Here is a 12,361-nt window from a genome sequence, read left to right as displayed (position 1 = left end):
AAGGCCACGATGAGAGCGGGATGAGAACGGCCCGGGAACGCCGCAGGCGGCGGCCCCGGGATCCGTGGGGATCGCGGAGCCGCCGCCTGCGGCGTACGGAGCGGGGTGCGGCCGGCTCAGGCCTGGGAGCCCGCCGTCCACTCGGCCCAGCTGAGGTTCCAGCCGTTGAGGCCGTTGTCGGCCTTGATGGTCGCGTCCGGGGAGTTCTTGACGATGACCACGTCGCCGATCATGGAGTTGTTGTAGAACCAGGCGGCCGGCTCGTTGGGGTCTCCGGCGCCCTTGGTGTCGGAGAGACCGATGCAGCCGTGGCTGGTGTTGGCGCTGCCGAAGATCGACTTGGCGCCCCAGTAGTTGCCGTGGATGAAGGTGCCCGACGTGGACAGCCGCATGGCGTGCGGCACGTCCTTGATGTCGTACTCACCCTTGCCGTCGTCGTCGGTGAAGCCGACCGTCGAACCGTCCATCCGGGTCTCCTTGAACTTCTCGGAGATCACCATCTGACCGTTGTACGTCGGGTTGTCCGACGAACCGGCCGAGATCGGGATGGTCTTGATCGTCTTGCCGTTCTGGGTGACGGTCATCGTGTGCGTCTTGGCGTCCACGGTCGACACCTGGTTGCGGCCGACCTTGAAGGTGACCGTCTTCTGCTGCACGCCGTAGACGCCGTCCGCGCCCTCGACGCCGTCCAGCGCCAGCTTCAGCGTGACGGTGGAGCCGCCCGTCCAGTAGTCCTCGGGGCGCAGGTCCAGGCGCTGGGAGTTGAACCAGTGACCGGCGACCTGCTGGCCGCTGCTGGACGTCACGGTGATGCCGGCCTGGACCGCCTTCTGGTCCGTGATCGGCTTGTTGAAGTTGATCGAGACGGGCATGCCGACGCCGACGGTGGAGCCGTCCTCGGGGGTGAAGTTCCCGATGAAGCTGTTGGCGGGCGACACGGTGGTGAAGGAGGAGTTCTCGTGCGCCTCGCGGCCCTTCGAGTCCTGCGCCGTCGCGTTGATCTTGTACGTGGTCGAACGCTCCAGCTGCGCGTCCGGCTTCCAGCTGGTGCCGTCGGCGGACAGGGTGCCCTTGACGCTCTCGCCGGCCGCCGTGGTCATCGTGACGACGGTCAGCTTGCCCTTGGTGACGGAGACCTTGGCGGCGTTGTTGATGCTCGCGTTGGTCGAACCGTTCTTCGGGGAGATCGCTATCTGCGCCTCGGAGGCCTCCTCGGCCGCCGCCTTGTCGACCTCGGCCGCCTGTGACTTCTTCGAGCTGTCCGGGCTTGCGCCGCTGTCCCCGCCGTCGCTACAGGCAGTAAGCACCAGCACGCCGCCGAGCAGTGCGGACGCGGCCATGAGGCCCTTGCGCCGTTTGCTGTCCGTCATCACACGCTTCTCCATCGTTGCCGAAATCCCCGAAAACCCCGTGCCGACCCGTCGGCCGGCGAAACCCCGTCAATGCTCCAAGAACACCCTGGCCGGGTGTCCCGTTCCATATCTGTCCCAGATGTGGGGAACACCACTCATCGACGCGGTGGTGACAGCCGTGGTTCCCGCTGTTCATCACCTATGTACCAGCCGGTGCACGACCCGGTTGTACCGCACGTCCGCGGTCCGGATCCACCGGCCGCCCACGCGCACCGGCCCCGGTCCGACGAAGCGTGCCGGGGCCGGTGTGTTCCGCCTGCGGGACGGCCCTTAGGCCCGCCGCTCCGTGGTGCCGCGCCGGTCGTCCTTCTCCCCATTGTGCGGGACGCCGGAAGTGCTCCCGTCGCCGTCGCCCCCTTCCTCCTCCTCGTCGACGTAGTCGTCGCCGTCGTCGTCCTGGCCGTCATCGAGGTCCCATCCGTCCGGGTCCTCCGGGTCGTAGTCGATGCTCTCGCTGCTCCAGGAGGCCTGGGTCAGCTCGACCCCGGGAACCTCGCTGACCAGGTCGAACGGATCGATCAGCGAGGCGAGGGCCTCCGCACCGTCTTCCCGTACCGCGGTCTCGGCATGCGTGCGTTCCTCGGCGGACTCCCCGCCGGGCTCGCCGTACTCGGCGGCGAGGCTTTCCAGGGCGGTTCCGCTCAGGGCCTCGGCATCCGTGATCTCCAACACCATTTCGACACGAAGGCGAACGAATCGTGATGACTCAGAAGTACTCATGAAGCGGAGCGTAAGCCGCCTGCCGCGATGGCTTTCCCGCGACCCGCTGCGTTCATTAGCATCGGTGCAACAGGCCTGAGGGAACCCGGCATTCGGGATGCCCTCGCACGTACGGCTGCCCCGAGGGGGATCGATTCCGTGGCCATCACCCGCCGCCCGCTCCTGACCGCCACCGCTGCGGGAACGCTGCTCTGCGCCTTGTGGTTCGTCCCGTCCGCCAACGCGGGCGATGCGGCCACGGCCCCGGGCACGGCCGGCCACAGCGCCGGCGCCACCGGTCCGCAGACGGACACCGGCTCGCTCGCCGATACCGGGACCGGCATCGACACGACGCCGTACCTCATCGGCGGGATGGCGTTCCTGGGCATCGGGGCGGGCTTCGTGACCTACTCGGGCCGTCGCGGAGGTCCGCAGCCGGCCGTGTGACCGGACTGCACGGAAGCGGCCACCGGGTCTGCCCGGTGGCCGCTTCCGTACGGGTCGCACGGTCAGGCCAGCGGCCCCGTGACCGGCTCGACCGCCGCGACGAGCCCGCCCGCCCGGACGAAGGCGTCCGCCGCGGCCAGGTCCGGCGACAGGAAGCGGTCCGGCCCCGGGCCCTCGACGCCCGCCGCCCGCAGCGCCTCGATGGCGGCGAGCGAGGCGGGGGCCGGGGTCAGCCCCTGCGCGACGCGCAGTTCGACGGCGCGGGTCGCCGCGTACAGCTCGACGGCCACGATCCGGGCGAGGTTGTCGACGGCGGTACGGAGCTTGCGCGCGGCCGACCAGCCCATGGAGACGTGATCCTCCTGCATTGCGGAGGACGGGATCGAGTCGGCGGATGCCGGGACGGCGAGCCGCTTCATCTCGCTGACCAGGGCGGCCTGCGTGTACTGGGCGATCATCAGGCCCGAGTCGACACCCGCGTCGTCGGCGAGGAACGGCGGCAGGCCGTGCGAACGGTTCTTGTCCAGCAGCCGGTCGGTGCGGCGCTCGGCGATCGAGCCGAGGTCCGCCGCCACGATCGCCAGAAAGTCCAGGACGTACGCGACCGGCGCCCCGTGGAAGTTGCCGTTGGACTCGACCCGGCCGTCCGGAAGGACGACGGGGTTGTCGACGGACGAGGCCAGTTCGCGCTCGGCGACGGTCGCGGCGTACGCGAGGGTGTCGCGGCCCGCGCCGTTGACCTGGGGCGCACAGCGCACGGAGTAGGCGTCCTGGACGCGCGGCGCGTCGCCTGTGACCTCGGCGTGCCGCCCCGTGAGGCCCGAACCGGCCAGCACCCGCAGCATGTTGTCGGCGCTGGCGCCCTGGCCGGGGTGCGGGCGGATGGCGTGCAGCTCGGGGGCGAGGACCTTGTCCGTGCCGAGCAGCGCCTCCAGGGAGAGGGCCGCGGTGATGTCGGCCGAGGTGTAGAGGCTGCGCAGGTCGGCGAGGGCCATCACGAGCATGCCGAGCATGCCGTCGGTGCCGTTGAGGAGGGCGAGGCCCTCCTTCTCGCGCAGCTCGACCGGGGTGATGCCGTGGGCGGTGAGGAGCTCGCCGGCCGGGCGGACGGTCCCGTCGGGGCCCTCCGCGTCACCCTCACCCATCAGGGTCAGGGCGCAGTGCGAGAGCGGTGCCAGATCGCCGGAGCAGCCGAGGGAACCGTACTCGTGAACGACGGGTGTGATCCCGGCGTTGAGTACGTCGGCCATGGTCTGCGCGACCTCGGGCCGCACGCCCGTGTGGCCGGAGGCGACCGTCTTCAGCCGGAGGAACATCAGTGCCCTGACGACCTCGCGCTCGACCCGCGGGCCCATGCCGGCGGCGTGCGAGCGGACGATGTTGCGCTGGAGCTGGGCGCGGAGCTCCGGGCTGATGTGGCGGCTGGCCAGGGCGCCGAATCCGGTGGAGACGCCGTAGACCGGCTCGGGCTTGGCGGCGAGCGCTTCCACGATCTCGCGGGCGGCGGCCAGGGCACTCACCGCGGCGGCGGAGAGCTCGACACGGGCGTTGCCGCGGGCCACGGCGATGACGTCCTGAGCGGTGGTACCGGACGTCCCCACCACGACTGTATGCATATCCATATTCAGAAGCGTACGGATTGAAACCCTTCATGTCACTAGTGGTCCTCGGGGTGACCCCTTACCTCGTCCGTCGCCCCGGGAGCCGCTCCCCGCAGCCGGCGGCGGTCGTGGGCGGACTTCGGCGGGGAGTCGGCCAGCCGGATGACCTCGCCGTCGCGCCCCGCCACCACGGGCCTCCTGGAGCGGGCCGCCTTCGCCCGGTACTGGGCCGCGTCCGCGAGCCGGAAGAGCCGCCGGGCGGAGACCACCGGGCCGATCGGGTCCCCCGTGGACGCGATCCCGCAGGCGACCCCGTTGCCGAACTCCAGCTCGGCGGCCCGCTCGCAGAGCTCCGTGGCCACCGCGATCACCTCGTCCGCCCCGGGCCCCAGGGACAGCAGACAGAACTCGTCCCCGCCGAGCCGGGCCGCGAGCGCTCCGGGCAGCATGGCCCCGCACCGGGACAGCACGGAGCCGAAACGTTCCAGCAGACGGTCACCGACAGCATGCCCGTGCGTGTCGTTGACCCGCTTGAGACCGTTGAGGTCGCAGACGACCAGGCTCACCACCGAGCCGTCCTCCCGGTGCCGCTCCACCGCCTCGTCCAGCCGCACGTCGACGGCCCGCCGGTTGGCGAGGCCCGTCAGCGGATCGGTGAAGGCGAGCTTGCGCACCTCCTCCAGGCGCTCCGTCTGGGAGATCCCGGCGGCCACGACGGCGGCCAGCACCGTGGCGAAGTCCGCGTCCCGGCGGTCGAACACCGGCTCCCCCGACGGCCGCGCCACATAGAGCTCGCCCCAGGCCCGCCCGTGCAGCACGATCGGCGCGACGACACAGCAGCCACGCCCGCGCCGGCGCAGCGCGGCCACCCGCTGATGGCAGTAGCCGCGCCGGTAGCCGTGCGCACCCGACACCTCGGCGCCCCCCGGCTCGGGCTCCGGCTCCACCGGGCCGTCGGCGGTCTCCACCCAGGCGTCCGGCTCACCGCCCCCGGCCCACCGCTCGTGCAGGAACTCGGTGATCTCGGGGAACTGGTGCACGGGGTACGTCTCCTCGTCGGGGAACTCCTCCTCCCCGTCCGCCCGCTCGCCCGCGTTGACCAGGACCCGCAGCCGCCCGCGCCCGCGCTCCCAGACCGACAACGCGGCGAAACTGCCGCCCAGCGCCTCGCACGCCCCCAGCGCCGCCGCCCGCCAGCACCCCCGAGGGGTGTGCGCCGCCGCCATCGCCTGCGCAAGCGAAACCACGGCCCGCAGCCGCGCATCGTCACCACCCATCGCCCCAGCTTATGTAGGTTTGCGATGATTTGATCAGTTTGCGACCTGAATCATGCACGGTGCGTCGCGACGCGAGCACGTGGAGTCACCGACGGGTCACTCCCCGGGCCAGTTCGGCTTCCGCTTCTCGTTGAACGCGGCCACGCCCTCCGCCCGGTCGCCGGAGAAGGCCACCGAGCGCCAGGCGGAGTCCTCGACCTCCAGACCGGCCCGCAGATCGAGCCCGTGGCCGAGCCGCAGTGCCCGCTTGGCCGCCCGCAGCCCCACCGGGGAGTTCGCCGCGATCCGGCCGGCGAGCGCCAGCGCCTCGGTCCGGTCCTGTCCGTCCGCGACCAGCTCGTCGACCAGCCCCAGCTCCCGCGCCTCGGCCGCCTCCACCCGGCGGGCGGTGAAGACCAGCTCCGCGGCGCGCGCCGCCCCGATCCTGCGCGGCAGCAGCTGGGTGCCGCCGCCGCCCGGGATGACGCCGACCGACACCTCGGGCAGGCCGACCAGGGCGGTCGGGTCGGCGACGATCAGATCGCAGGACAGAGCCAGCTCGAACCCGCCGCCCAGCGCGAAGCCGTGCACCGCGGCGATCGTCGGCATCGGCAGTTCCAGCACCCCGGTGTAGGCGGCGCGTGCGGTGGGCCGCTGACGCACCAGGTCGGCGTCCGTGAAGGAGTTGCGCTCCTTCAGGTCAGCGCCCACGCAGAAGGCCCGCTCGTGGCTGGAGGTGAGGACGGTGACCCGGACGTCCGGGTCGGCGGCGAGCGCGGCACAGGCGGCGGCGATCGAGCGGGCCATGTCCGTGGACACCGCGTTCATGGCCTTGGGCCGGTCGAGGACCAGCTCGGCGACATGTGCCAGCCCCTCGTGGCCCCGTACGACGACGAACTCCCCGAACCGCTGCTCGGACGTGACGGTCATGGCTGCACCCCTGTCGGTCAAGAGGGTCCGGCCATTGGGGGCGGCGCCTCTGACGAGCGTTACCGGAGGGATCCTAGAGCTCCGCCCGGGCGGGGCGTCAGGGGGCGGCCGGGGCTGCCGTCAGGAGGTGCCGCGACGGGCCAGCAGCCACGGTTCGACGATGCCGAGGCCACGCACCGGGCGCTGCCACATCGGCTGCAGCCCGTAGCGGTACTTGGGTACGGGGGCCGGCTCCTCGCCGTCCGCGCTCTCCTTGGCGGCGGCCGCCTCCTCCGCGGCCCGGGCCTCGGAGACGGGGGCGTCGCCGGTCCGGGTCAGCTCCTCGGCGAACGCCCCGTCCACCAGGACGGCGTCCTTCGGCGCTATCGACGTCAGCCGGCTGGCGAGGTTCACCGTGGTGCCGAAGACATCGCCCATCCGGGTGGTGACGGTGCCGAACGCGATGCCGACGCGCAGCGCCGGCATCGTCTCGTCCAGGGTCATCGCCTCGATGAGGCGCAGCGCGATCTCGGACGCGGTGCCCGCGTCGTCGGCGGCGAAGAGCACCTCGTCGCCGAGGGTCTTGATGAGCCGGCCGCCGTGCGCGGCCACGAGGTCGGCACAGGTGGTCTCGAAGGACTCGACGAGTTCGCCGAGCTCCTCCTCCTCCAGCCGACGGGTCAGCCGGGTGAACCCGACGAGGTCGGCGAAGCCGACGGCCAGGCGCCGGTCGACCATCTCCTCGTCGTCCGCCGCCTGCACGACCCGGCCGGTGGCGGCGGCGAGCTGGCGCCGCCACACGTACACCAGGAACTCCTCCAGCTCCGGCAGCAGCAGTTCGATCAGGGGGTACGTGACCTCGGTGCGGGTCATTCCGGGCTCGGGCGGCTCGGTGAGGCCCTCCAGGAACGAATCGATCTGCCATTCCGCCAGCCGGGCGGTGGTCTGCCCGGTGGACCGGGCCACCTGGATCGCCATCGGCTCGCTGAGCAGCCCCGCCTCGACGAGGCCGGAGAGCCGCCGCAGCGCCAGGACGTCGGCCTCGGTCAGCGCCTTGGCCTGGCCGATGTCGGCGAACCCCATGGCCCGCCAGAACCGGGACGCCAGATCCATGGAGACGCCCGCGGTCCGGGCGGCCTGGAACGGGGTGTACCGCCGGTCGGCACCCAGGATCAGCTGTTCCAGCCGGATCGCCAGAGGATCGTCGGTCGGTTCGGCCGTGTGGTCGACGTCGTGATGCGGTGTCGCGTGGACCGAGGAGTCCGACGGGGGCTCCGCGCCCGCGCCGGAGGTCGTGTCGCCGACGGTCACCAGCCGCCTCCTGCCCGTTCCCTGCGCACTGCCCTGCCGATCTGTCGGTGGATCGCCTCAACGATACGGCAGGTGTGCCCTACCTCACGTCGTCGAGGCGTTACCCGACGGGTCGGGGCGTGCGTGCCGCTCACCAGTGCCTCTCCCAGGGCCCGTCGTCACGACAGGCCCTGGGCTGCCTCAGGTCAGTCCACCCTCCGCGCCGCGCAGGTGCACGATGTCGCCCGCCGACACCGGTTCGCGCAGGCCGTCGCCCGAGGACAGGACCAGCCGGCCGTCCCCGTCGATCGCCACCGCCTCACCGGTGAGCGTGCGGTCGCCGGGCAGCTGGGCCCGTACCGTCCGGCCGAGCGTGGCGCAGCCCGCCGCGTAGGCCTCCTGGAGGCCGCTCGCCGCCGCGTCGCCGTCGGCCGCCCGCCACTGGCCGTACCACTCCTCCAGGGAGCGCAGTACGCCCCGCAGCAGGGTCTCCCGGTCGGTGGAGACCGCTCCGGCGAGGGCGAGCGAGGCGGCGGTGGGGGCGGGCAGTTCGTCGGTGCGCAGGGAGACGTTGAGGCCGATGCCGATGACGACGCCGTCACCGGCCCGCTCGGCGAGGATGCCGCCCGTCTTGCGCTCCTCCCCTTCGACGGTGACCAGCAGGTCGTTGGGCCATTTCAGTGCCGTGTCCACGCCGGCCGACCGCGCCAGGCCGGTCGCCGCGGCGACCCCGGCCAGCAGCGGCAGCCAGCCCCAGCGCTGGACGGGGACGGCGCCGGGCGTCAGGTAGACCGAGAAGAACAGGCCGGAGCGGGCCGGGGCGGTCCAGGTGCGGTCCAGACGGCCGCGCCCGGCGGTCTGCTCCTCGGCGACCAGGACGGCACCCTCGGTGAGGGAGGCCGCACGCCCCGCGAGGTCGGAGTTGGTGGAACCGGTGCTGTCGACGACGTCGAGGGAGGTCCACAGCCCGTCCGGCCGCAGCAGTCCGCGGCGCAGCGCGGGAACGTTCAGGGGCGGCCGGTCCAGGTCCGACCAACGGCTCTGTGGCGCATCCGAGGGTGTCATGCAAGCCACCCTAGGTGTGTCAAACGACGCACTGCCGAACGGTATCCGCGCCGATACGCTACGGATCAGTAGCCGTACAGCGCTGCGGGCCGTCAGCCGTCCATCCGCTGATCAGCAGCACAGTCGTCCCCGTGACCAGGCAGGGAGCCGCCACCCGATGTCCGAGCCGGTAGAGATCGACATCCACACCACCGCGGGCAAGCTCGCGGACCTGCAGCGCCGTATCGACGAGGCGACCCACGCGGGTTCCGCGCGCGCGGTGGAAAAGCAGCACGCGAAGGGCAAGTTGACCGCGCGTGAGCGCGTCGACCTCCTGCTCGACGAGGGTTCCTTCGTGGAGCTGGACGAATTCGCCCGGCACCGCTCGACGAACTTCGGCATCGAGAAGAACCGGCCGTACGGGGACGGCGTCGTCACCGGGTACGGCACGGTCGACGGCCGCCCCGTCTGTGTGTACTCGCAGGACTTCACCATCTTCGGCGGCTCGCTCGGCGAGGTCTACGGTGAGAAGATCGTCAAGGTGATGGACTTCGCGCTGAAGACCGGCTGTCCGGTCATCGGCATCAACGACGGCGGCGGCGCCCGCATCCAGGAGGGTGTCGCGGCGCTGGGCCTCTTCGCGGAGATCTTCCGCCGCAACGTGCACGCCTCGGGCGTGGTCCCGCAGATCTCGCTGATCGTCGGACCGTGCGCGGGCGGCGCGGTCTACTCCCCCGCGATCACCGACTTCACGGTCATGGTCGACCAGACCTCGCACATGTTCATCACCGGACCCGACGTCATCAAGACGGTCACCGGCGAGGACGTCGGCTTCGAGGAGCTGGGCGGCGCCCGTACGCACAACACCACCTCGGGTGTGGCGCACCACATGGCGGGCGACGAGAAGGACGCCATCGAGTACGTCAAGTCGCTGCTGTCGTACCTGCCGTCGAACAACCTCTCCGAGGCCCCGGCGTTCCCGGAGGAGGCGGACCTGGCGGTCAGCGACGAGGACCGCGAACTCGACACGCTCATCCCGGACTCGGCGAACCAGCCGTACGACATGCACACCGCGATCGAGCACGTGCTGGACGACGGCGAATTCCTGGAGACCCAGGCCCTGTTCGCGCCGAACATCCTCACCGGCTTCGGCCGGGTGGAGGGTTACCCGGTCGGCATCGTCGCCAATCAGCCGATGCAGTTCGCCGGCTGCCTGGACATCAACGCGAGCGAGAAGGCCGCACGGTTCGTCCGCACGTGTGACGCCTTCAACGTGCCCGTGCTGACCTTCGTCGACGTCCCGGGCTTCCTGCCCGGTGTGGACCAGGAGTACGGCGGCATCATCCGCCGCGGCGCCAAGCTGATCTACGCGTACGCGGAGGCGACCGTCCCGCTGATCACGGTGATCACCCGCAAGGCGTTCGGCGGCGCGTACGACGTCATGGGCTCCAAGCACCTGGGCGCCGACATCAACGTCGCCTGGCCGACCGCGCAGATCGCCGTCATGGGCGCGCAGGGCGCCGTCAACATCCTGCACCGCCGCACGATCGCCGCCGCGGAGGATCAGGACGCGACCCGTGCCGAGCTGATGGCGGACTACGAGGACGCGCTCCTCAACCCGTACGTGGCGGCCGAGCGCGGCTACGTGGACGCGGTGATCATGCCGCACGAGACCCGGGCCCAGGTGGTCAAGGGCCTGCGGCAGCTGCGCACCAAGCGGGAGTCGCTGCCCCCGAAGAAGCACGGCAACATCCCCCTCTAGAAAGGGTCCTGGCCATGATCAAGGTCGTACGGGGCAACCCGACCCCGGAGGAGCTGGCCGCCGCTCTGGCGGTGGTGCAGGCGCGCGCCGCGGCGGCGTCCGCCGTGTCGTCCGGTGCGCCGGAGCTGCCCGCGCAGTGGTCCGACCCGGGCCGGCTGGCCCGGCGCGGCCGTCACCTGCCGGGACCGCGCGCCTGGGCGCGTACGTACTGGCCCGGGTAGTAGTGACGCGTGTGGCGGCGGTTGAGTACGCGTACTCAGGCGCCGCCACGGTCCGCACCGCAGGATCGGATCATGCTGTGGTCCGACCCCGAGAACAAGCCGCCGAAGGAACTGCGCGACGCCCAGGACATGCTCCGGCGCGCGGGCCTCGTGCTCGCGCTGGCCATGGTGATCGCGATGTTCGTCCTGGGCGCCCGCTGACCGGCCTCGGGCCCGTGCGGCCCTTGAAGCCCCTCCGGCGACCGAGGAGCGGAGGTCCGGGGGCAGCGCCCCCGGGAGTGCCCCGCGCACGCGGCCCGTTTGTACGATGGCCGGCATGACTCATCCCGCACCCCGCCGCCTCGTGCTCGCCTCGAAGTCACCCGCCCGTCTGGGGCTGCTGCGGCAGGCCGGGTTCGCGCCCGAGGTGATCGTCAGCGGGGTCGACGAGGACGCGCTGAGCGCCCCGACCCCGGCGGAACTCGCGCTCGTCCTGGCCGAGGCCAAGGCGGGGGTGGTGGCCGGGCTGCCGCAGGCCGCCGGGGCCCTGGTCATCGGGTGCGACTCGGTGCTCGAACTGGACGGGCAGGCCCTCGGCAAGCCGGCCGACGCCGAGGAGGCCACGGCCCGCTGGAAGTCCATGCGGGGGCGCTCCGGGGTCCTGCAGACCGGCCACTGCGTGACCGACACGGCGAGCGGGCGCACCGCCTCCGCGACCGCGTCCACGACGGTCCGCTTCGGTGAGCCCTCGGACGCCGAGATCGCCGCCTACGTGGCCTCCGGCGAACCGCTGCACGTCGCGGGCGCCTTCACTCTCGACGGGCGCTCGGCACCGTTCGTGGACTCGATCGACGGCGACCCGGGCAACGTCATCGGGCTCTCGCTGCCGTTGCTGCGGCGGCTGCTGGGCGAGCTGGGGATCCAGGTCACCGACCTCTGGGTCTGAGCGGCCCGGTTCAGGCGGGGGCCGGTGCCGCCGGCTGCTCGGGCTCGGCACCGGCGGCCGGTTCCCCGTCGGCGGGGCCGTACGCCACCAGGGTCAGCACGATCAGTCCGAGCACCACCATCATGAGGGCGAACGCCGCCCAGCCCACCAGACCGACCGTCAGCGCGCCCAGCACACCGTGGACGACGGCGCAGCCGATGAGCACGATCCGGGCTCCACGGCCCGGGGCCCGGTCACGGATGCCGGCCCCCAGGAGCAACACGCCGCAGAACACCAGGAACACGCCCGAGACGCCTCCCAGCACCCAGGTCCCCTTGGACATGACACCGGGATCGGTGCCGGCCAGGGACATGTCCTGGTTCTTCACGACCGTTCCGAGGACGACGTTGATGATCACGATGCCCACGGCTTCCGCGAACAGCACGAGCGCGGCTATGAAAGCCACCGGCCTGCGCACCATGGCGCTCACCCCCTGTTACCTGCAGTACGTGCGATAGCGCGGACCCTACTAACGGGTAATGCTCCCGACAAGAGGTTCGGCGCCCCCTTCCTGCGCCCGTACGCCCCCGCTTCGCGCCCCCTTGTCCGCGCCCAAGTGCGTCGGGCAAAGAATCACGCGCCGCTTAGTAGGAAGTCCACAAAGAAACACCGGGAGTCGGTGCCCGTGCCGACAGAGACCTGGACCACACCTCGTGGCTACTGTGCGGTCATGGTTCCCGGCGTACCGTGGTGCCACAAGGGATTTCGCGACTCGAGCAAGCCTCGAATCACACTCCGTGTGGGCAAGCTCACCAA

13 protein-coding genes are annotated in these 12,361 nt (G+C 71.5%); 5 read left to right on the top strand and 8 right to left on the bottom strand.

Annotated elements, in window-relative coordinates; all coding sequences use genetic code 11:
• Window positions 1-116: 116 nt before the first annotated feature.
• Entirely contained in the window at window positions 117-1,385 is a 1,269-nt protein-coding gene (locus OG446_RS24115; RefSeq protein ID WP_328895979.1) for a L,D-transpeptidase, read from the bottom strand.
• A 297-nt stretch (window positions 1,386-1,682) separates the two neighbouring features.
• Window positions 1,683-2,132 (bottom strand): hypothetical protein, encoded by a 450-nt coding sequence (locus OG446_RS24110; protein ID WP_328895978.1) that lies wholly within the window; start codon window positions 2,130-2,132, stop codon window positions 1,683-1,685.
• 138 nt (window positions 2,133-2,270) lie between these two features.
• Here OG446_RS24110 and OG446_RS24105 point away from each other — a divergent pair, with 138 nt between their 5' ends.
• Window positions 2,271-2,558 (top strand): LPXTG cell wall anchor domain-containing protein, encoded by a 288-nt coding sequence (locus OG446_RS24105; protein ID WP_328895977.1) that lies wholly within the window; start codon window positions 2,271-2,273, stop codon window positions 2,556-2,558.
• Window positions 2,559-2,620: 62 nt separating this feature from the next.
• On the opposite strand, the gene hutH is transcribed toward OG446_RS24105, so the two are convergent.
• The 5 genes from hutH to OG446_RS24080 all read right to left on the bottom strand — a co-directional run bounded on the left by hutH (window position 2,621) and on the right by OG446_RS24080 (window position 8,679).
• Entirely contained in the window at window positions 2,621-4,180 is a 1,560-nt protein-coding gene (gene hutH, locus OG446_RS24100; protein WP_328895976.1) for a histidine ammonia-lyase, read from the bottom strand.
• Between the two features lie 35 nt (window positions 4,181-4,215).
• The gene (locus OG446_RS24095) at window positions 4,216-5,436 is read right to left on the bottom strand and encodes a GGDEF domain-containing protein (protein ID WP_328895975.1); all 1,221 of its coding nucleotides are present in this window, start codon (window positions 5,434-5,436) and stop codon (window positions 4,216-4,218) included.
• 96 nt (window positions 5,437-5,532) lie between these two features.
• Window positions 5,533-6,345 (bottom strand): enoyl-CoA hydratase/isomerase family protein, encoded by an 813-nt coding sequence (locus tag OG446_RS24090; RefSeq protein ID WP_328895974.1) that lies wholly within the window; start codon window positions 6,343-6,345, stop codon window positions 5,533-5,535.
• Window positions 6,346-6,465: 120 nt separating this feature from the next.
• Window positions 6,466-7,635 carry an adenylate/guanylate cyclase domain-containing protein gene (locus OG446_RS24085; protein ID WP_326658389.1) on the bottom strand — a complete coding sequence of 390 codons (1,170 nt, stop codon included), beginning with the start codon at window positions 7,633-7,635 and terminating at the stop codon, window positions 6,466-6,468.
• A gap of 180 nt (window positions 7,636-7,815) precedes the next feature.
• The gene (locus OG446_RS24080) at window positions 7,816-8,679 is read right to left on the bottom strand and encodes a biotin--[acetyl-CoA-carboxylase] ligase (RefSeq protein ID WP_328895973.1); all 864 of its coding nucleotides are present in this window, start codon (window positions 8,677-8,679) and stop codon (window positions 7,816-7,818) included.
• A 157-nt stretch (window positions 8,680-8,836) separates the two neighbouring features.
• Between OG446_RS24080 and OG446_RS24075 the strand changes: the two genes are divergently transcribed.
• The 4 genes from OG446_RS24075 to OG446_RS24060 all read left to right on the top strand — a co-directional run bounded on the left by OG446_RS24075 (window position 8,837) and on the right by OG446_RS24060 (window position 11,566).
• Entirely contained in the window at window positions 8,837-10,420 is a 1,584-nt protein-coding gene (locus tag OG446_RS24075; RefSeq protein WP_328895972.1) for an acyl-CoA carboxylase subunit beta, read from the top strand.
• Window positions 10,421-10,434: 14 nt separating this feature from the next.
• Window positions 10,435-10,641 (top strand): acyl-CoA carboxylase epsilon subunit, encoded by a 207-nt coding sequence (locus OG446_RS24070; RefSeq protein ID WP_250968010.1) that lies wholly within the window; start codon window positions 10,435-10,437, stop codon window positions 10,639-10,641.
• Between the two features lie 72 nt (window positions 10,642-10,713).
• Window positions 10,714-10,842, top strand: coding sequence for a morphogenic membrane protein MmpB (gene mmpB, locus OG446_RS24065; protein WP_261991678.1), 129 nt, complete (start codon window positions 10,714-10,716; stop codon window positions 10,840-10,842).
• A 106-nt stretch (window positions 10,843-10,948) separates the two neighbouring features.
• Window positions 10,949-11,566, top strand: coding sequence for a Maf family protein (locus OG446_RS24060; protein WP_389257524.1), 618 nt, complete (start codon window positions 10,949-10,951; stop codon window positions 11,564-11,566).
• A 10-nt stretch (window positions 11,567-11,576) separates the two neighbouring features.
• Here the strand turns inward: OG446_RS24060 and OG446_RS24055 are convergent, their stop codons facing one another.
• The gene (locus tag OG446_RS24055) at window positions 11,577-12,035 is read right to left on the bottom strand and encodes a hypothetical protein (protein WP_443050215.1); all 459 of its coding nucleotides are present in this window, start codon (window positions 12,033-12,035) and stop codon (window positions 11,577-11,579) included.
• Between the last annotated feature and the right edge of the window lie 326 nt (window positions 12,036-12,361).

The sequence above is a fragment of the Streptomyces sp. NBC_00236 genome, assembly GCF_036195045.1.
Lineage (GTDB): Bacteria > Actinomycetota > Actinomycetes > Streptomycetales > Streptomycetaceae > Streptomyces.
Note: the sequence above shows the minus strand (reverse complement) of the source record. Positions and strands in the feature narration are given on the sequence as shown.